The 22292-nt window shown below is 35.8% G+C and carries 8 protein-coding genes; 1 reads left to right on the top strand and 7 read right to left on the bottom strand.

The genetic code is table 11. The features are described 5' to 3' along the window. The first annotated feature begins 10 nt into the window (after positions 1-10). Positions 11-391 (top strand): hypothetical protein, encoded by a 381-nt coding sequence (locus HM990_RS08825; protein ID WP_178988582.1) that lies wholly within the window; start codon positions 11-13, stop codon positions 389-391. A 62-nt stretch (positions 392-453) separates the two neighbouring features. On the opposite strand, the gene HM990_RS08820 is transcribed toward HM990_RS08825, so the two are convergent. The 7 genes from HM990_RS08820 to HM990_RS08790 all read right to left on the bottom strand — a co-directional run bounded on the left by HM990_RS08820 (position 454) and on the right by HM990_RS08790 (position 22287). Continuing rightward, positions 454-5436, bottom strand: coding sequence for a PQQ-dependent sugar dehydrogenase (locus HM990_RS08820; RefSeq protein WP_178988581.1), 4983 nt, complete (start codon positions 5434-5436; stop codon positions 454-456). Between the two features lie 213 nt (positions 5437-5649). Beyond that, positions 5650-10038 carry a fibronectin type III domain-containing protein gene (locus HM990_RS08815; protein WP_178988580.1) on the bottom strand — a complete coding sequence of 1463 codons (4389 nt, stop codon included), beginning with the start codon at positions 10036-10038 and terminating at the stop codon, positions 5650-5652. Further along, positions 10028-10903: a hypothetical protein gene (locus tag HM990_RS08810; protein ID WP_178988579.1), complete on the bottom strand. Its 876-nt coding sequence runs from the start codon at positions 10901-10903 to the stop codon at positions 10028-10030. The genes HM990_RS08815 and HM990_RS08810 overlap by 11 nt, the downstream gene beginning before the upstream one ends. Before the next feature lie 683 nt (positions 10904-11586). Continuing rightward, positions 11587-12342 carry an alpha/beta fold hydrolase gene (locus tag HM990_RS08805; RefSeq protein ID WP_229719419.1) on the bottom strand — a complete coding sequence of 252 codons (756 nt, stop codon included), beginning with the start codon at positions 12340-12342 and terminating at the stop codon, positions 11587-11589. Between the two features lie 87 nt (positions 12343-12429). After that, positions 12430-12720: a hypothetical protein gene (locus HM990_RS08800; RefSeq protein ID WP_178988578.1), complete on the bottom strand. Its 291-nt coding sequence runs from the start codon at positions 12718-12720 to the stop codon at positions 12430-12432. Between the two features lie 341 nt (positions 12721-13061). Next, positions 13062-14045, bottom strand: coding sequence for a PorP/SprF family type IX secretion system membrane protein (locus tag HM990_RS08795; RefSeq protein ID WP_178988577.1), 984 nt, complete (start codon positions 14043-14045; stop codon positions 13062-13064). A 28-nt stretch (positions 14046-14073) separates the two neighbouring features. Beyond that, positions 14074-22287 (bottom strand): T9SS type B sorting domain-containing protein, encoded by an 8214-nt coding sequence (locus HM990_RS08790; protein WP_178988576.1) that lies wholly within the window; start codon positions 22285-22287, stop codon positions 14074-14076. Positions 22288-22292 lie beyond the last annotated feature (5 nt).

Here is a 22292-nt window from a genome sequence, read left to right as displayed (position 1 = left end):
CACACGAGATATGCTAAGTAAAGTAATGTATTTAAGCGACTTAAAGTTTAATATAGACACGTGGAAACGTGAATTACGCTTTCATTTTAGTGAAATGGATACTTTTCAAGAAAAATTAGAAGAAATTGTACCTAGAGTTGAAGATAATTTTTCTAAAAAGAAACTCGAAGTATTTCAGAACCGCATTATGATAGAAAAGGATGCTATTTCCAAATTGATGCACAGATGCCGAAATAAAATAGCGAATATTAATAATACTGATTTTAATGAAAATATTGATGGTCGTCTTCAAAATGAGCAACACACGCTTAAGGAAGATATGCGCACCTATATTAAACTGCATTATGATTTAAAAGAAGAACTTATGGATTTCTTTCTTGAAGTATTATAGTTTTGTCCTAACTAACTAAATTAAAAAACCACAAGTTTTGAGCTTGTGGTTTTTTATGATTACTATTTAATAATTAATTTTTGTATTCGTTTATTCCCAGAGGTAGTTCTAAGCTCCACAATATAGATGCCAGAACTCAAATGACTAACATCTACAATTTGTAGTGATGATGTTACATCTAACGGTGTCGTTAAAATAACGCGACCATGAATATCGAAAAGTTTTAACGATGTTTCCTCCTCCAATTGTCCTGTCACCTCAACGGTACGATTGGTTTGATTAGAGGAAATTTTCAGGTCTTCGAAAGAAGAATTGTTGATACTTAACACTTCGCCTTCAAATCTTAAATAAAAGCGGCCAGCACCAGATAAGTCTGTGTCTGTAGTGAATGTATAATTTCCAGAGTTTAACAGTGTAAAAGTATTATTAAACGTGTCTTCTAAATAAACGTCTACAGTATCGGGTAAATCCGTCTCAAATATACTAATCGTTATTTCTTGTCCTTGATTTGCACTAATTCCCAATGCAACCGTAATATTACTTAAAGCGGAAGCACTTAATGCTTGAACCGCAAAAGGTGTACCTGAATCGTTCTCAACCAGATAGGAATAAATGGAGAAAGGTGGTGACCCACCGTATAATGCGGCGTCGTATCCAGGATCTAAACCTTGTGTAGCATTACTGTTAAAGTAAAAATCAGTAGAGTATTCATTCGCTGAATTGGTTGTATTAGCTCTTAGCTTAATATGACCATGGTGTGCTGTATTTGTTGATCTCCCAGATATAAAATCATCTGTGGTTCCAGACATACGCATTAGAGGTGTAAATGAAATTTGACCACCTAAATTCTTACTTTTCACTATGAAGCCTTGTCCTGGTGCAATTAATTGTCCTATTGTTGCGCTATTTAAAACAGTCCAGCCGTTGGATGCGTCTCCATCATAACCATAAATTGCTTGATAAGAACCCGTATCTAATTGTGACGAGTTTTGAGCAAAGAACATATCAAAATCAAGATAAGATGTATAAGGATTTCCAACTAAATTCCATCCACCACTCGATGAACCAGAATTTGAAATGCTAACAGGCACTATATCGGTTTCAATACCACCATAAAAAGTCAGTGTTGTTCCATATAGACCGTCTTCTGATGCATCTCTTGCGGCTCTATAACCTTTTCCAGAAACTAAATCTGTATTGGCATTTGTTACCGTAGAGTATATGCCATAGATACCTGTAGGTTCGTCTAAAGGCCCAAATACTTTCTGATTTGAATTATTAGGATTTTCATATAGATTTGGATTTCTTGTTGCAAAATCTCCAAAATCATCGCCATTTACAGGGGAAGAAATAAGATCATTACCATTGAAAGCATTGACATGTCTTTTGTAAAATATATTACCTGTGCTAGTGCCAGTTACGATTAAACTCGAATATTTATTTGAAATAGAATTCAGCACCACTTGACCGTTAACGGTTAGATTACCATTCACAGTTAAGCTTCCTCCTTCAAGAATTTCAATACTACTTCCAGAACCTACTTCGTAATCTCCATTTATAACCATAGTTTCATCTATACCAATAATCATATTTTTACAATCAGATGGTGCCGTAAAAAGAGTTCCAGTACTTTTAAAGTAGGTTTTATAACCATCAGTAAATTCTGCTTCAACTTCCACATCAAGTCCATCAGAATCCAACCCTGTTAACGTAATAGTTTGTGGGCTAGTGGTAATTGGAAACGATTGTCCATTAACAACTAAGGAACCAGTTTCAGGAGGATTGGTATAGCTTACGGTTAATTCTTGTGAATATGTATTGTCAATATTGTTGCAAGCTGTTTGTGTTCCAGCTACAATAGCATCGATTGTTGTTAAGTTATCATAAGGTAGAAACTGCATTAAACTAGCTTTGGGAGTTGTATTTACATCTTGCCCATTACTAAATTGAGTGTTTCCACCTCGACCTCTTAAGTGAATACGAAATAAATCGTGAACACCATCACTAAACAATTGCAATCTGATTGCTTCGGCATATACTGGTGCGTCATTTGTGCCGTCCCATTCATATATTGACGCGCTAGTATAGTTATTTCCTGTACTATTATCAATCCATCCACCTTGATCTTCTTCAATGGTGTGCCAAACCCCATTTCTTAAATAGCTTACACGCCACATTGTATATTGTTGGCGTTGATTTGGATAGGCGCCTCCAAATGTAATGTAATTCACAAATTTTGGTTCAGGCCAATCTACTCTCCAGAAGAATCCATTTTCAGCATCTACTGTACCTAAATTATTACCAGATCCGCTGTAAGGCACTCCATATTCTGAGTAAGGTGTGATAATTTTATAGTCATTTACTGACGGATCATATAGAATATCTAAAGGTGTACCGCGACCATTACTTACAGATCCGCTGAGTTGTGCCGAATGTAGTAAGGCTAAATTACTAACCGGATTTGGACCATTAGGAGTATTTGTACTATTTCCGTCTAACTGATTTATCCAAGTGTCTATGAGATCCACAGCAGGTTGATCTACAATTGATTTAGCTAGAGGAGGCATCATAATAGCTGGATTTACGCTATTCATTCGATGGTGTAGTATAGATTTTGATGCATCGCCTGCGTACACTATTTTTTCATTTGGGTCTATTCCTAAAGGATTTAAGATCGTAGAGGTCAATAATTCGGTAGCTTCAAGACTATTAAAAATTCTTAAATCAAATTCAGCTCTGTTACTATTATCGTGTCTATGGCAATAAGCACAATTTAAATCTAAATAAGACCTTGCCTTTTCATCTAAAGTTGCACTTGTATCTTGAAGGGATTTATTTGATAATATATCTGGAGTATCGATATCAGAAATAGATTCATCGATAATACCTAGATGACTTAAGGTTACTAATTGGTTTCCAACTTGACCATTGGAATCATAGTTTGAGTAATCATAGTCTGTATTTAAATATCTGGCTTTTAGTCCAAGCCCTCCTTTATTTGCATCGTTATGGCAATCGATACATTCCGAAACCGAAGGAAAATGCCATAATTGGGTTCTAGTTCCTCCTGTAGTTGTAGTAATATCAACGGGTTCGTCTAATCTAGCAGTTTGTAGTATAGCATCCGTCTGGGCGTCATTCCAATTATAACTTAAAAAATACATATTACCGTCGTTACCCATAATAGAGAAACGGGTTTCTATTTTTCTTGTAATAGATGGATTATTGTCATCTATTCGTAATTCGAAGTGTTTAATTATAACCGTACCTGCAGGAAATTCCCAATCGCCATATTCAGAATATTTTATTTGCTCATTTGGACCACTGTGTACTCCGTCATTATTTGGTACTGCAATCCAACGTTTTTTTAATGCACCATCGGACCAGAAAGATTCATAAAGTTCATAAGGAACAAAACCATCAATGGGTTCTAATGTAGATAAATTAGAAAAGACACCAGTCTCAGATAGTAATATAGGTGCAGCTCCACCGTCATTAACATCATCATCTATCAGTTTGTATATTGGACCAGAATTGTCGAGTGTTAAAAGAAAAAGCTCTCCATCATTATCCTCTCCAAAAGAAATGACATTTGTCAATGTTGCAATCTCAACATAGTTTCCCGTATTAATATCTACAGAAAATATTTCATCTCCACTTCCATAATCTGCACAAAGGTATTTTCCATATAATTCTGGTATGCCAGTACCACGATAGACAAAACCACCAGTAATGGAGTTAGCATTAGAACTTGTAAAGGCAGTCATTGGTCCTTGATGTGACATCTCATTAAAAAGATTTCCATTAGGATCACAACCAGGTCCATCAATGACTCCTTCATGTTCTGGCCAGCCATAGTTCGCACCAGATTGTAATATATCTATTTCTTCTTGAGAGTCCAGACCTACGTCACCTATATAAAAGGTGCCCGTTAGTCTATCTTTAGTCATCCTAAAAGGATTTCTCAATCCTATGGCATAATATTCTTCATAAAAATCACCAACTTGATAAACATCATTTGGATCTGGTGTAGTCAAATTTAGTTGCCCATATAAGCTTGTTGTAGAACCTGGATTGCTATCTGAAAAAGGGTTGTCATTTGGTATAAAATATTCCTCTCCAGAAATTTCACCAGCTAAATATTCGGGGCAATTTGGGTTGCTAGCATTATAAAGTGGATTAAGTATTGGAGCTGATGGCTTTTTTCTTATTGGAGCATGACTAATTGATCCACCTCTCTTATCAACATCGAGTCTTAAGACGCCACCTGCAAGATTATTTGTAATATTTTGGGCTCTACTCCAAGATCCCATTTCACCTGTAGTGAGATATAAAAAACCATCATCACCAAATTCCAAACCACCTCCATAATGTGTAGTCCCATACATCTTGTTTCTTAAAATTGTTGTTCTTGAATTCGTTACAACTGTCATGGTTGACGGATTGACTTCAAATCTTTCTAATATTAAAAAGTTACCTTGATATTCATTATCACTATAATTACATCCTTGACCAGTATATTGATTGAATGCAGGAAGATCTTGACCACAACCATTTTTTGTTGCATAATAAATATAGAAATAATTCTTTGGATTGGTTGGAGCATCAAATTCTGGATGTATTGTTAAGCCTAAGAATCCACCGTCGGAAACCAAACCTACTTCACCAGAAAGATCAAGTAGCACATTTTTTGTTGTAGTAGATTCGTCATTATCAAATGAAAAAATGACACCATTAAGTTGACCAAGTACAACTGTTTCTTGGTTAGGTACCATATTAAATGTTATGGGATAGAAAAAATCTAAATTAGGAAAGGCAACCCTATAGGTGGCATCTAATTCAGTATCCACAGATTCTGGAAATACACCATTAGCAAATGGAGCAATTGTTTTTGCGGTATTTAGACCAGAGCCCGAAAAATAGGGAATAGCACTAAATAGAAACACTGAAGTAAAAATGACTAAAATAACTCTAACCTTAAAAGATTTGGGTTTCATAAAGGCTTTTAAACTTCCAAAGTGTTCTTTGGAAATATAATTTTTCATAGTATATGGTAGATGTATTGATTAATAGCTATGTAAATGTATCAATTAAAGGCAATATGAAGAGACTAATTAGGGTAAAGTAATGAACATTTCGACAAATGTTCATTATCATCGATTATTGTAAGTGTCACGACTTTAGGATGTTATATTTAAATAAAAAAGTGTGTTTTCATATTTAAAACACACTTTTCTAAACTATTTCAACTCTTTTTATTATTGAATAATCAATTTTTTAATGCGCTTTTGGTTGCCTTCTGAAACTAATTCAACGATATAAATACCAGCACTTAACTGAGCAACATTAATTATTTGCTGCGTAAGTGTAATGTCAAGATTTTCAGAGTTTATAATCCTACCGTTAATATCGTAAAGTTTAAAATCTGTGCTATTTTGTAGTTGCCCATCTATAACTATTGCGTTTATATTGGAATTGGCATAAATACGTAATTCGTCTAAAGACTGTTTAGTAACATTTAGTAAATCAGACTCTATTCGCAAATAAAAGCGACCAACTCCAATAACATCACTTAAAGTAGTGAATGTATAATCTTGATTCGTTAATAGGGTAAAAGTATTTGTTAAAGCATCTTCTAAATATACGTCAATACCATTTGGCAGTGTTGATTCTGATAGGGTAATGGTTACTTCTTGTCCTTGTAATGCACTGATTCCTAAAGGGATTGTGGTATTATCAATTTCAGTTGTTTCTATGGCTTGTATAGCCATAAAGTCACCAGTATCGCCTTCTATTAAATTTGAGTAAATAGAAAATTCTGGTGCATTGCCACCAAATAGGGCTGCATCGTAACCTGGGTCTAAACCTGAGGTTGCATTTTCATTAAAATAAATAGCAGTACTGTATTTTTCTAAAGATGAGTTGGTCATTTCAAGCTTAATATGGCCATTTGATATGCCAGACGATGGACTTCGACCAAGAATAAAATCATCTGTCGCTCCTTTTACGCGCATATCTGGAGTGAATGACAATGTTCCACCACCAGATTTCACTTTCACAAAAAAGCCTTGTCCTGGTGCAATAAGTTCTCCAATACTTAGATTGTTCATTATGGTCCACCCATTAGAGGCATCTCCATCAAAACCATAAATAGCTTGATAAGCTCCCAAATCTAACTGTGCTTTATTAAGATTGAAAAACGTTGTGAAATCCATATAAGAAGGATAAGGATTACCAACTAAATTCCAGCCACTAAAAGACATTAAAGATTCTGTTATTGGCAATGTGAAACTTCCGGTTTCAACAGCGCCTGTAAATGTTATAGTAGTGCCACTAATAGCATCCTCAGTAGCATCTCGTGCTGCTCTATAACCAACACCTTTGTCTAAAATTGTAGCAGCATTGGTGGTTGTTGCGTATATTTGATATGTTCCATTTGGCTCGTCGAATGGTCCGAATAATTTCTGACTTGTATTTCCAGGGTTTTCATAAATATTAGGATTTGCTGTTGCGAAATTTCCAAAATTCTGACCTGCAAATGGTGAAGACACCAAGTCGTTACCAGTAGACCCATTACTAAAAGCATTGATATGCCGTTTGTAAGATACATCGCCTGTACTTGTACCTTCAACAATTAAACTTGAAAATTTAGTAGATATTGATTCTAAAATTAAAGAACCATTATTAATCAGATTACCATTAACTGTTAGGCTTGCACCTTCTTTGACAATAATAGTTGCTCCAGTATTTATTTCTAAATCGTTAACTTCAATATCGGTGTCTACATCAATGATATAGGTTCCGTTAGCAATAATTATATCTTTGCTACCAGATAATTCATCTGGCCCATCGCTATAAATCCAAGATCCGTTACAATATATTGTAGTGTTGACAGGAATGGTAACACCACAGTTATTTCCAGGAGATAGATATTGTATCAATGTCGCCTTTGGCGTAGTTGAACTATCATTGACAACGCTAGACGTACCACCACGGGCTCTTAAATGTATACTAATAACATCATTATAACCATCGCTATACAATTGCACTCTTAAAGCATCTGTCTCGATAGGGTTTTCGGTCGCTCCTCCCCATTCATAAATGCCGCTGTCAATCCAACCGCCTTGGCCTTCATCTAATACAAACCAATTGCCATCTAATCGGTAACTAATTCGCCACATGGTGTTTGGTTGAGGCTGATTTGGGTATGTGCCGCCAAAAGTGATATAATTAATATATTTTACATTAGGCCAATTAACTTGCCATTTATATGCATTATCAACATCTGGTGTACCGATATTTAAATTATGTGAAACACCATATTCGTTGTAACTAGTAGTTAAATGGTAATCATTAATTGAGGGATCATATAAAATATCTAAAGGAGTACCTTTACCGACATCTACACTTCCACTCAACGTAGCTTCAGGAAGTAATGCTAAATTAGAATTATCATCGGGAACGTTATCTGGAATATTACCTAAACTACACTTAGTTGGTGCCTCAAAGAAATCTTCCTCACTATAAGTACAAGTGGCATCGTCTGTAAAAAACACATTCAAATCTACATCAATTCCATCAGCGTTAAGACCTGTTAAGGTAACAGTTTGAGGACTAGTTCCTATTGAAAAAAGCTGTCCGTTAACATTTAAACTTCCTGTTGCTGGCGGATTTGCGTAACTCACTACAATGTCTTGAGAATACGTATCCGTTAATTCGTCGCAGCTGCCTTGCGTACCTAGTGAAACATCTAGAATAGGGCAGTTATGAAGATAGATGATTTGAAGTTTTGCTGGACTACCACCTTCATATGAGCTTGCTGTGCGTCTGCCAGACCCTGAAAACATAAAAGATATAGGGTTGCCAGAAATCCAACCAGGTTGAGCAATGACTTCATCAACTATAGCTTTTAAATTCGGTGTTCTCGCATTAAACACTTCAATATCGTTCGATCCCCATCGTTTTATATCAGTCCAAGGTATTGAGTTTGTTGTGGGTGTCCGGGATGAAATATCATTCGTAGTATTACTAAAAGTGGCACTGTTGATCGCTAATTCGCCATGGACTAATAGACTCGTAGGATCGAGATAACGATTAAAATTATCTGATGTAAACTGAATATAAGCCCGCAAAACTGTAGCTGAGTCTGGTAATGAAAGTTCATTAAATCGAACACCAACAATTTGCTCCTCTGAATCATAAATGAGCTCTAGATCAGAACTGTTTAGATACATGGAACCAGATGCAACGTCTTCTTCTGCATCATCGTTACCAGAACTTACGGCAATAGTTAAATCCTCTATAATATTTATATCTAAACCATTACAGTTACAAGATCCATCTTCAATATCATAAGCCGTTAAAGGATCCCCATCATCACAAGGTGTATTAACTTCTGGACAACTCGTATCTACGGAATTTTGAATTGTAACCACATCTCCTGTTGAAGGATTAAAAACATCTAATAGTGATGGTAAAGTAAAAGGATCTGTATTACTAACTTCGCCAACGGAAACGGCGTTATTAACATTTATGGTTCTCATCTCGATTTTGAGAGGGTCAACGAAAATAAGTTTAAACTGATTGAAAGAACCCGAATTCCTAGTCCAACTTTTATCATCATCATTCGTCCGTAATGGCGCGCCCCAACAACCTTCACCTGTGTAAACCGTACCATTGGTTTGTTCAGTTACAAAGCCTTCATCATTATCTGGTCCGGAAGATGGCATAATTGGCCATGTGGTTTTAGTCATGTGAGAATCGCATTCTACTACCAAACGCACGCCTTCATCATAGAATAATTGTGCCCAGGCATTATATTGATTGTTGTTTTCAGCTTTCCAAGCAGCATGCGGTCGCAATGGTTTATGATATTGCGCCATTTTCCATGTCGTACTTGAATTAGATGATAAATCGCCTTCTAACCACGTTTTTTGATTCCCCAAAACTGAAATTTCAGAGTTAAGCGTATAGGCTCTGATTAAGTCATTTCCGAAAGTTATGGCATAATAAGAATCTGAATTTGGTGTGTCGAATAACTTATAAATCGTTGTAGCATCAGATTCGTGATTTCCTCTTGCGGGAATGATTGGAAACATCCTCCCATCACTGGCGATGGTTGATTGCCAATCCTCAAACCAATTTTGCCATTGGGAAGAAGTATTGTTGTCAGTCATGTCTCCACCAAAAAAGACAGCATGCGGTTTTAACTTTGCGACTAAAAGGTTCGCATTTTCTCGTGGCGTTCTATTGTTTCTAGAATCACCACCAGCAATAAAAGAGAGTCGACTATTATCATCTGGCGCTGTTCTAAACCAAAATCGTTGGCTGGTGCTGTTGCTATCATTAATAACAAAATAATAATTAGTATTTGGTAATAATCCGCTTAAACGAACAAATTGATTATCCATCCCTTGATGGGAAACGGATCTATCTACGGTTTTAGAATTATTGTATAATAAATGATTGGTTCCATGATCCACAGTATCATAATACAAAATAGGAGTGGAGCCAGACACTTGATTCCAACCTATGGTTATGGTCGAAGAGGGATCATCTACAATCATGATACGATACTTGTCCGTATCTGCATAACCTAAGAATACACTTAAGAACAATAAAGCCGAAATAAATTGTTTAGTTTTCATGCAATGCGATTATTTGGGGTTGTTCAGTTCTTTTTAATTCTAGCAAAAGAACTATTAATGGCAATATACCATGTGCCAATCTGTAAACGGTTAAATAGGTTGAACCATGTATGGTACTTGATATAAAATCAATGTTGAAACCAGAAATAAGTCTGGCAAAAGCTGTAGCAAATCCCCAAATTATCATATACCATAGCGCATATTTGGATAATTTTGGAACAAATACCATTAAAGCTAACAAAACATCCAAAAAGCCAACCATAAATAAAAATTGAGTTGCTTGTGTTTCATTAACGCCAAGAATCGTAATGGTCATATCTATGAAATATCCTGGTCTATATGGAAATCCGATAGCTAATAACCCATGTGGAATAAAAGTAAGTGCAATGGCTACCTTTAAACCAAAAATTAGATTCTTGTTTTGTGGATTCATTTTAATATTTTTCCATAGCAAAAAAGGTGCAGTCAATTGAATACTCATCTCAAAAAGTTGAAGAAAATCATAATTCCTATCCTTTACCATACAAATGGCCAACAGAAATAATAACCATAACCCTAATCCAACAAAAAATCGTTTTAATCGTATCCACTTAATTTGATTCCAAAACAAACAAAAAATTGCAGCAATTAAAAAAATGATACTATTCAGTTTTGTCCACCCTTCAATCCAGCTATTTACTGTTGAACTTGTAGCGTATTCAAACCAAGTATAGTTAAAAACACCTTCTACAATGGGAGTGAGTAAACTTTCATCCCAAAGTATTGCTCTGTATGGACCACCAAAAAAATACAACTGGTAGGCTCTACCGATAAATACGGTAAATGCACATAATTTTACAAGCGATATTATTTTAGGTTTATTCATTTAGAGCACTTAAAACTACTCATTTTCTTACCAAAGAAATTTTATAATCGACTAATTGAATAAAAATCCTTTGAATTGAAAAATTTAACATAATTTATACGTTTAAAAGCCTATGAATCATGAGGATCTAGACTAAATACAGATTTCAAAGTGGTCTTTTATTTGACTTTTTTAGAGTCAGAAATTTAAAACTTGTTACATAAAATTTTAAAAAAAGAACGGATATTTTACGACATACGTTTTACAACGTTGAACTCATCACGCCATTATCAAAAATGGGTCAGATTTGCAAATCTAGTATCAGGAATTTAGGTCTCTAAAATTCAATAAAAATAATTTTTGCTTATCATAAAATGTTAATATATAGGTTTTTAAAATTTATTAATTATTGTGATACTTTAAGTAAATTCAAACTTAATTCTATTTGATTATTTAGTCTGGTGTTTTATTAAGATAAATTTGTAAGAGAAAATTTATTCAAGCTAGAGACTGATGCAACGTATGACGCTTTATTATATTTTCAATTTAATAACCATCGTGATGTTTAAATGAAACTTAGAAAACCTAATATTTTATTAACGATCTTCATCATTAAGTTTTATGGATGATATCTCTTATAAGAATCAGTATTAAAACAAAAAAGTGATGGTTGACCATCACTTTTATTTACGTAATCGAAATAATTACGATTTTAAAAAATCTAATAAAATTTTATTTAATTGATTGTGTTGTATAATATTCAATCCATGTGGACCATTTTTTATCACTTCATATGTGTTATTGGCAATTTCTTTGGCAGCTTGATCTCCTGCTGTTGCCTTAGGTACAATATTGTCAGCATCACCATGAACAATTAGAGTAGGTACATCTACATTTTTAAGTTCTGGTCTAAAATCAGTCTCTGCCCAAGCCTTGGCGCATTGTATTGTAGCAATTGGCGATGCATGGGAAGCAATGCTCCAATCGAAATGTAATTGCGCTTCACTTACTGTTTTATCATCGTCTTTAAAGTTATAGAAGTTTTTATGAAATCCTTTAAGAAAGCCAACACGATCGGATTGAAGAGCGTTTAATATATCTTCTAAATCTTTTTGAGGGACACCATTAGGGTTATCATCTTTTTTAGCCACTACAGGAATAATGGAACTTATAAGTGCTGCCTTGGTAATATTATGGGTACCAAAATCTGTACAATAACGAACAACTTCTCCACCTCCCATTGAAAATCCAACAAGAATGACATTTTCTAATTCCAATTGCTGAATTATAGCGTTTAAATCTGAAGCCAAAGTAGAGTAGTCGTAGTCCCTGAATGGTGCTGAGGAATTACCAAAACCACGGCGATCATAAGCAATACATCGATAACCAGCTTCAACAATAGCCCAAATTTGATGTTCCCAAGATTTATGACTTAATGGCCAACCATGAATTAATATCACAGGTTGTCCGTGTCCGTAATCTTCAAAAAATAAATCAATATTTTACGTTTCTGTCTTGTTTGTTAAAAATGGCATAAGTTGTTTATATTATTTTTCGTGATTTTCTGCATCTTCCAAGTGATCATTATGGCCACTACCTTGACTATATAGTTGATTTTCTTCATCTTTTATTTTCGTGGTACGCTTACTTGGAATTGTTCTACCAGGAACATCTAGATTTTTACCAGTAAAGTCTACTGGGCGTTCCCTGTTCTCTAATTGTACATCGTCACCTTTGTGATCTTTGCGTTGGTCAACGTTGCGTTCTCCCAATTTTTCTAAATCTTCTTTTGTAACATCGGCGTTATAGGCCTTATTTTTATTTTCATTTTTCTCCATAGTTCAATTTTTTAGTTTTTTAAAACTAAACATTGATGAAGAATTTAATTAGCTGATATGATTATAATGTTTGCTGGTTTAGTATAAATACACGGCAAATAGAAAGGAATCCTTAACATTATAAATATCTAAGTGAGAAGATTTTAGTATGGAAGATTTCCAAATAGTTTATATAGTGAATATAACAGAAGTACGTAAAGCAATAAACAATACCTTAAACAAGCTATATAATATGAAACCAACATGAATCACAGTATAGGAGAAATATAAACTAATGTTTCTACCGCTAAAAGTAGTGTTCTATTTCAGTATTCAGAAGTTTATTAATTTAAAAAAAGCACTTATCGATAATAGCTCTGACTAGTTCCTCTAGTACAAGCACAATTACTTATACCTTGTAAGAAATCTAGGCCAATAGTGACCATGTGTGTACCGGAATTGTAACCAGATAAATCATTTATGGTTAGCTGATAAGAATAAGCAAAAAAGAACTTATTGAATGTGATTCCGCCCATCGGCCCAACATTTAAGGGTTTAAAAAACTGGTCATTAAGAAAACGATATGAAGCACCAACAAAATAATAATCGCCTTTTCGGTTAAACTTTCGGTATTTAAAATTAACATCTGTACTAGAACGTTTGTCACTATCAAACATTTGAAAAAACACAGATGGTTCGAATTCCACATCTTTGTTTTGCTTACTTTTTATGACGAATCCTGAATACAATTGATAATTTAAAAGCTCAATTGGTTCTGCGCCTTCATAATCATTAAGGTCCTTTTTCATAAGATTATTAGCATTCAAACTCAAATAAAATGATTTCCATCGGTATAAGAATCCTGCGTCAAAATTATTATTGGAAACACCTCTGTCATCCGTTATTGCAGGATCTAATATTGGTATGTCGTAAGTGGTATTAAAATCTTCAATGGCCACTCTGAAATTATTATTGTTATAAGATAATCCAAAGGATAGGTACTGTTTAGACTTATAGTCTAAGGTCAAATGGTGCGCGAAAGAAATCTTAACGCCCTTTTGGTGTGTATTTCCATTTCTATCATTATAAGCCGAAATACCAACTCCAGAACGGTTTCCTAACCTAAAATCGCCATAAAAGGATTGATTGTCAGGTGCGTTTTTAATACCAACCCATTGTGTTAATCCGTTAACCCTTATTTTTAAATTATCTCCAATACCTGCATACGTTGGCGAAATAACAAAATCGTTATCCGCTAAATATTGCGTAAATACAGGTAGGTTCAATTCTTGTCCATAGCCATTTGCAAAGACCAAAAAAAGAATATATAGTGTGAGTTTTTTCATAATGTTATCTTTTTATTGTGCTTTGCTATTATCTATAAAGTGTAAAATGTCCAACAAAATCTTTGTCATGTGAAGCATCATTCGTTTGAACAACAAACCAATAATCTCCCATTGGTAATTCCTTTCCGTTATATTTTCCATCCCAAACCTCACCAACATGGTAAGTCGCAACTTTTCTTCCGTAACGATCAAAAATATCGAAGGTTAGATCAGGATAGTTTTCGGTACAACCAGGTGCCCACGTGTCATACTGTCCATCTCCATTTGGCGTGAACCAATTTGGGATACAGATGTCTTCAAATTCCAATTCTATTTGAGCCGTTGCAAAACAACCACTACTATCAGTTACAGTAACCTCGTACATTCCAGATTCGGTAATGATATATGAGTTCTCATCACCATAATCTTCGCCGTTCATTGTAAATTGATAATTACCGTCACCACCAGAGGCATTGGCAATAAATTCATTTAGTTCTCCTTCGGTTAAGGTTAAAGTTACAGCGTCGGAAGCTTCAATATCAAAGAATTCTGTCGATTGAATACAGCCATTGGTATGTCTTACTTCTATATAATGATCCGTCCCAACAGGTATATTGTAGAAAATGTTACTTTCCTGATACGTTCCACCATTCAGTGAATAATCAAGTTGCGTTAGATCATCGATAGACGCATCGACCGTAACGGTTACTGCATTTCCTTGCGTATTGTTTTCACAAATATTCTCGATAATGATTTCTGGTAGAATACTCACGGATTCTGGGAATGTAATGTTCCATTCCGATTCACAGCCTTCTGCATCCCTAACAAATACAATATGGTCTCCACCAACTAAACCAGTAAAGTCGAATTCACTTTGTGTCGCATTTCCTGTTGTATAAGGACCGTCATAATCATCGAGGCTTACACTATAAGGCAATGTGCCACCAGAAATTTCAATACTAAATTCTCCATCTGCATTTCCTGTACAAACTTCTGGGAAAAATGAATCGGCCACGATACTTAATATCACAGGGTTTGGTTCAGAAATATCGAAATTGAATGTTAAGAAACAGCCCAATTCATCTTGTACAATGATTTCATAATTGCCAGGCTCTAAATTTTCAAACGTATTAGTTTCAAAAAATTGGTTGAGTTGTGGGGAAATAGCATATTTAATGACACCTGTTCCTCCAGTTGCCGTAATTTCAACAGATCCATTATTATTTCCGGCACAACTTACATTGTTGACTACAATAGTCGCATCAATTGGAGCATCTGGTTCTGTAATGCTAATTGGAGCAGAAGTCGCATCACAATCGCCACTTTCTACATACACCACATAGTCACCAGCAAATAGTTCCGTGAAATACCCAGGACTATCTTGAGTCGCAGTAACCGGGTTTCCTAAATTATCTTGAAGTGTGTAGGTGTAGTTTCCTAATCCACCAATTGCTGTTGCTAAAATTGAGCCGTTATTGTCTCCAGCACAGTTAATGGTCGGATTTATAGATTCTAAAGCCACTTCTAATGTTAGTAAAGGGTCAACCGAAATTTCATTAGAAACATTAGTTACACAACCATTAGCATCTTGAACATAATAGGAGTACGTCCCATCTGACACAGGGAATGTAGTGGAAGTAGTAAACGTTCCTAAGATTGGTGCAAAAGAAGCATTTGCACTGTATGAATATAGGCCTGTTCCACCAGTAGCACTAAGTGTTAACGTAGATTCTGTTAAACAGGTTTGAGTTGTTGTTCTTACTAAACTAGCTTCGATAGGTTCCGGTTCGGTAATTACGATGTTTACAGATGAAAATTCACAATCGTAGCCATCAGTAATTCTTACGAAATAAGTTCCAGGTCCTAAGTTTTCAAATACATTAGAGGTTTGTGGACCAGAAACACTTGGTGTTGGTAAAACTGTATTCAACGTGTAGGTGTAGTTTGTGCCTTGACCACCAGTAACATTCGAAATTGTTATACTGGCATCTTGATCTCCAAAACAAGATAAAACCGTTGTGCTCGGCGTAAATGTCGCTGTTATTGGCGTTGGAGTTTCTAATACAATGGTTTCAGAAACAATACAACCTCCAGCATCTCTAACATTAACGGTATAAGTTCCAGCAGATAATGCTGTAAATGAACCGTTAGATGAGTATGCAGCGGTTGCAGCTCCTGTTAATTCATATTCGTAATCACCCCAACCACCTGTAGCGACAGCAGTAATTGTACCTTCGTTGTCATTACAGGTCACATTGGAAGTTTCCGAAACGTTGAGTGTCATGGCTTCTAAAGGCGATGCAATAATCACATTGGAAGTAGCAGAACAGAAAGGAATATCTGTTTCTGTAATCGCTACTGAAAATGTTCCGGCTTCCATTCCTGTTACAATTTCTGGATTTGTGGATGTGTTTGCATTTACAACTCCTGTTACTGAAGCCCCTAAGTCATCAAAGACTTCATAAGTATAAGCACCTGAATAATTGGCAATATCTAAGTCGAATGATCCAGAGTTATCTCCGAAACAAGTAATCTCATTTGGTGTTAATGTAAATGTAGGGAGTATGGCTTCTGACACTGCGATTGAAACTTCTTCAGTACAAGCCGTTACTGAATCTGTAATCGTAATGGTATAACTTCCTGATGGTACACCTGAAAACACATTTCCTGAAATACTTATTGAAGCAGAATTTGGCAAAATACTATATGTATAGGAGCCAGATCCACCAGAGCTAGTAACTGTAATTTCCCCATCATCATTATTACAGGATGGTTGCGCGGTAACTTCTGGAGTAATGGCAATTGGTGCAACAATATCCACTGATACTGTGTTTCCACAACCATTGACATCTTGAATCTCTACAGTATGCGTTCCAGAATATAAATTTGAAAGTGTAAAAGGGAAGGTTTGTGTTTGAAACGCTCCACCATTAATACTCACACTATATGGAGGAATTCCTGCAGTATCTAAATTCACGTCAATTTCATATTCGCCTTCGCCAACCGTACATTGATTGTTAAAACTTGTAGAGATCACAGGAGTCGCATCCATATCCACAACTTGAACAGGACTTGTTACGATACAATTATAGGCGTCAATAACATGAACATAATAACTACCAGCATCCAAATTAAATGTACTTGAAGCATTCCAAGCAGTATCTGATGGGAGTGGAGCAGTAGCGGAAGTTGTAATCTGATATTGATAAGGTGGTGTTCCATTTGAAGCCACCGCACTAATAACTCCAGAGTTAGGATCACAATTAGCGTTGTTGTCAATGGAAACTGCTAACTCTAAGAGAAATGCAGATTCCGTAATATTAAAAGGAACGGTAACCACACCACATCCAGCATTTGGACCAGAAGTTTCGCTAATGGACACAAAATAATTCCCAAATGGTAGTGGTCCCAAATCGGTTACATCTATTGAACCATTGGCTGGCACAGATCCGGTTCCTGAAACGCCAGTTGAAGTTAAACTTAAAGCATCAAATATCTCATAACTAAGATTAACGGCACTTCCATAAACACTATTCACTGTAAATGAAACGTTTCCATCTGCACTTCCTGTACAGGTAATATTATTGGCACTAACAGCTGTTGCGGTTAATGTTGAATTCGTTGGAATTGGCACCGTAGAAGGTTCATAATAACTACAATTTGTAGATTGATCATACACAATAAAGGTATACAGCACACCAGGCGTTAAGCCAGTAAATGTTGCTGATTGACTTCCTGTAGAATCTTCAGCTATCCATGTTCCAACTGGATAAACAGTTGTTGGGCCTTCATAAATAGCAAAGAAGAATGGTCCAGCACTAGCTAAGGAAGAGCCAATACTGACTTCAACAGTTCCTCCCAAGGCACAATCAACCGTTGCCGTGACATCGATATCTAAATCCGTTGGAGGCGAAGCTACCAATACATCTTGAACCAAGATAGAACAACCATTAGCATCGACTACATTGATTTGATATAAACCAAAATCAACAACATCAAAACTTACGGAGGTCGATCCTGTATTGTTAAGTTCAGAGTTTGAATACCCATTAGTTCCAGTAACAAAATAGTTGTATGGCGCTGTTCCACCTGTTACAGAATTAACAATAACTGAACCTTGAGAAATCCCTCCAGCACCACAAGTAATATCAATAGCATCGTAATCTATAGCGATAGCATCAGGTTGATCAATGGTTACTGTTTCGTTTGCCGTACACATTTTCGAATCTGTGACGGTTATTGTATATGTTCCTGCTGGTAAGCTAGTCGTTTGTGTTCCGAAATCTGTTCCTGTGGTATCATTGTTTACGTTAATAACAAAAGGAGGTGTTCCGACTGAAGTATCAATAGTAACATCGATTGCTCCGTTGGTATCTCCATTACACAAAATAGGTTGTGTTTGTGTAACTAAACTTATAGCAGGCAATGATAATGGATTCACGGTAAGTTCTGATGATTCGGCAGTACAGCCGTTGGCATCCGTAATTTGAAACTGGTAGGTTCCAGCAGTTCCTGTTGAATATGTAAATGGCGTTCCTGTAGCGCCTAAAGATGAGTAAGTCCCTCCATTAATAGAAACTGAATAGGTGTATGGCCCAGGACCAGTAATGGCTCCCGTAATCAAAGCATCTGGTGTGGCAGTACAATCTAAATCTTCCGTTAAAACAACAGTTAAGGTTGGTGTAGGAATTGGGTCAATAGTGTAAGATTCACTATACACACAGTCATTTTCATCTTTAACTTGAAACGTATACGTACCAGGTTCTAATCCTGAAAAATCAGTTGAAGTTTGATATGAGGTAACAGCTGAAGCAGGAGCTGTGATTTGATATTCTAAAATTCCTGTACCTCCTGTTGTCCCTATTATGGAAACTGTCGCTGCGTTTGAAGGACAAGTTACTGGTGAATTATCAAACATTAAATCCGTTGGAGGATCTAAGGCTTCAACAGTAATTTGATTCATTGCTGATGAACACCCACTGTCGTCTTTTACAATGATAGTGTATGTCCCTTGTGTTAAATCATCAAATATATTACTCGTTTGAAAATTAATACCATCAATACTATACTCATATGGCGCATTTCCACCTGTAACTCCTGTCACAGTTATCGTTCCATCTGATATACAAGTGAATGGTGCCGTTAAATCCGCAGTTCCTGTAATAACAGTTGCCGAATTAATAGCAATCGTCTGTGGACTGGTTTCACATACATCAGAACCAGACGTATATTGCACTACGATATCATAATTTCCAACACTTAAGCCTGTAAATGCATTTGAATTCACAAAAGTGGCGCCTCCATCAATACTGTAAGCAAGACTATTTCCATTAGCATTGGTCACATTAATCGTTAAAGCTCCGGAATTATCTGCATCAGCACATAAAATATCTGTTGTATTGACGCTGAAATCGGGTTGGGAAATGGCCTCAACTGAAATGGATACATCAGTACTACAATTATTGGAATCAGTCACTAAAATATTGTAAACTCCAGCCGAAGTCACTACAATCTCTGGTACAGACTGGAAATCTGTAGCACCATTTACAAAGTAATAATAAGGCGGTGTTCCTCCGACAGGATAAACAGTAATCTCTCCATCTGTACAATTTAAAGGATTTGTTAAAGCTACTGTTGCTGTTAATAAGTCTGGTTCAACAATAGTGATGTCTTCCGTGAAAGTACAACCATTTTCAGATTCGATGGTTGCCTTATAAGTTCCAGGATTTAAATTTTGGAATGTATAATTATTGTCAACAATAGGTCCTACGCTATTCACGGTAGTCGCACCTTGTGAAATTGAAAAGGTATATTGAGGATCGACGTCATTTGCCGATAAGTGAATACTTCCTTTGTCGCCATGACATAGTGGTTGAGTAATCGTTGTTGTACCAGTAAATTCTCGATCTCTAATTTGAACGTCAGGTACTGTAAATACACATGGGTTAGTTGAAACCCCAACTTGTCTTACGTAAATAGTATAGGTTCCAGCAGTGCTTATCGAAAACACATTAGAATCTTGAAAATTTGTACCGTCGATACTAAATTCATAGTTAGAAGGCACGTTATTTACAATGATACTTCCGTCTGTATCACATATAATATCTGTAGCATTGACCGTTGGATTTAATACATTTTCGTAGACATTGAAGTAGAATTGATTAAAACAACCTCCAGGATAATTGATAGTAATACGATATTGACCTGCTGTATCTACCAAGAAGCCTGCTTCGCTTGGAATGGTATTCCAAATACATGAATCATCTTCATTAGCACAATCAGGATCTGATACGGCATCACAACTCGTTTCATCAAGTACTTCCCATATTACTGATGTTGCATCTGATATGTTGGTTTGAATGAGTCTTGTATCATCTGCGCCACATAAAAATATATTTGGTAATTCCTTTCCATCGTTTGGACAAATGACTACTTCATCTGCATAAGGAATTACAGGATTGGTAGTGTTCGCACCAAAGAGTTGTACATTAAATTGCTGTACAATGGATTGACAAGGCGCAATAGCAGTATTATAGGAATAATAAGTACCAGTTTCTGTAACTGTTATCGTTTGTGAAGTTCCAATTACAGGAGTTCCTGTTGGACTCGTGGACCATGCATAGGAATCATAGCCATTGGCAGCTGTTAGCTCTAGGCTTTCTCCACAAAGAATTTCGCTATATTCAAAAGTACAATCGAGATCAGCTAAAAAGTTAGTAGCCTGTGGCGAAATTAAACAGCCTGTATTGCTACTTAAACTTGGGTCATCTGTAATTGTGAAATTAGGATTTAAAGTACCCTGATAGGTTGCATAAGCTTGGTTGTTTATTATGTTAGAACAAGCATCTTCCAACTGACCACAATCATCAACAACTTGAACTTCAATTCGTATTTCATATACAGGATCATTCTCCTCAACAAGAGAATCATCAATACTTAAAACAAGTTCTCTTGTGGTAGGATCATAACTAACCACCGAAACTCCTGTTGGTAGCACTAGATCTGTAGGATGGTTATAAATGATATTTATAGGAAGGATGTCCCTAATTGTAAAATTTGTAGCATCGTCATTACCTGTGTTTTGAAACCCGATCACATAATTCAAAGACGACCCTAAACCGACTAGTTGTCCGCCAATATCATTGCCCATATCATCTTCAACAATCTTTGTCAATACAATGTTAGGCGCGATAATTTCAATGGCAAATGCACTAAAATAATAATAGTAGATATCTAAATTACTTCCCAAACTAATATCAGCTGAGGTGGCATTATTGGCTATCAGCGAATTGCCAGGATTTGGAATATTTATAATTCCTGCATCAAAACCTAAAGTATTAGAACTGCTTGGCGTTCTGTTGGTAAATAATTCAGACGTGTTGGTAACGGGATTAATATCTGAAACCGAACTATTAAAAAAGTTGTTTCCTGGTCTTATGGTTGTTCCTGCATTATTGGTAACACTAATGGTACTACCATTAAGTCTTAAATAATCTCCAGAATAACCTCTATCGCCTTCAATTGTACTAAATGCAAATTTTGCACGAACTGGACCAGTAGGAATAGTATTAAATCCACTTACAGGAAAGGTTTCATTTATCACACTTGTGATTTTAGTAAATCCATCAAAAGAGGTAATATATTTACTTGGTAACGTTGGATCTTCGTATACTACAAATAATGACCAACCAGCAGAAAGTCCTTCAGAATTGGGTTTTGGACCTACTAATGTCGAAATGTTAGCAACAGAATAACTCCCTTCTGGATCTGGTAATGCCGTAAGCATATCTGTAACATCGTGATAATAAGCGTAAGTATTTGACTGATTATTATTAGAAGCATTTTGATAATAAATCTCTGTACCAGTAATATCGACATATTCTTCACCAGGCACTTTGAATTTTACATCCGAAATGGGTTCATCACCATCAACCACAGCACTCCAATATAGACCAGCGTAGACAATGACATAACAATCGTTATCACTTGGCACTTCTAAGCTAGCACTACTAGAGTTAAATGTACTTCCATCACCATCAATATCTACATAAACCGCAGCGTTCACACCATCATTGGTTGCATTTCCATTGTAGGGATCGGAAACATGTAATCCCACATTACTGTTTCCAATTAATAAAATGTCTCCTTTAATGGCTTGGTCGTACCTTGGAGAAAATGGTACAAGATTTTGAGCAAACATTTGCTGTCCTATTATAAGGAAAAGCGCAAGTATCGCAATTCTAGAAAAAGTAGGTTTTTTCATGGTGT

The organism is Winogradskyella schleiferi (genome assembly GCF_013394655.1).
Classification (GTDB): Bacteria; Bacteroidota; Bacteroidia; order Flavobacteriales; family Flavobacteriaceae; genus Winogradskyella; species Winogradskyella schleiferi.
This window is presented reverse-complemented; position numbering and strand designations above follow the sequence as displayed.

Excerpts from the sequence above, each read along its gene's own strand:
- HM990_RS08825 (WP_178988582.1), top strand. The coding sequence starts at position 11 with ATGCTAAGTAAAGTAATGTATTTAAGCGACTTAAAGTTTAATATAGAC.
- HM990_RS08820 (WP_178988581.1), bottom strand. The coding sequence starts at position 5,436 with ATGAAAAATTATATTTCCAAAGAACACTTTGGAAGTTTAAAAGCCTTT.
- HM990_RS08815 (WP_178988580.1), bottom strand. The coding sequence starts at position 10,038 with ATGAAAACTAAACAATTTATTTCGGCTTTATTGTTCTTAAGTGTATTC.
- HM990_RS08810 (WP_178988579.1), bottom strand. The coding sequence starts at position 10,903 with ATGAATAAACCTAAAATAATATCGCTTGTAAAATTATGTGCATTTACC.
- HM990_RS08800 (WP_178988578.1), bottom strand. The coding sequence starts at position 12,720 with ATGGAGAAAAATGAAAATAAAAATAAGGCCTATAACGCCGATGTTACA.
- HM990_RS08795 (WP_178988577.1), bottom strand. The coding sequence starts at position 14,045 with ATGAAAAAACTCACACTATATATTCTTTTTTTGGTCTTTGCAAATGGC.
- HM990_RS08790 (WP_178988576.1), bottom strand. The coding sequence starts at position 22,287 with ATGAAAAAACCTACTTTTTCTAGAATTGCGATACTTGCGCTTTTCCTT.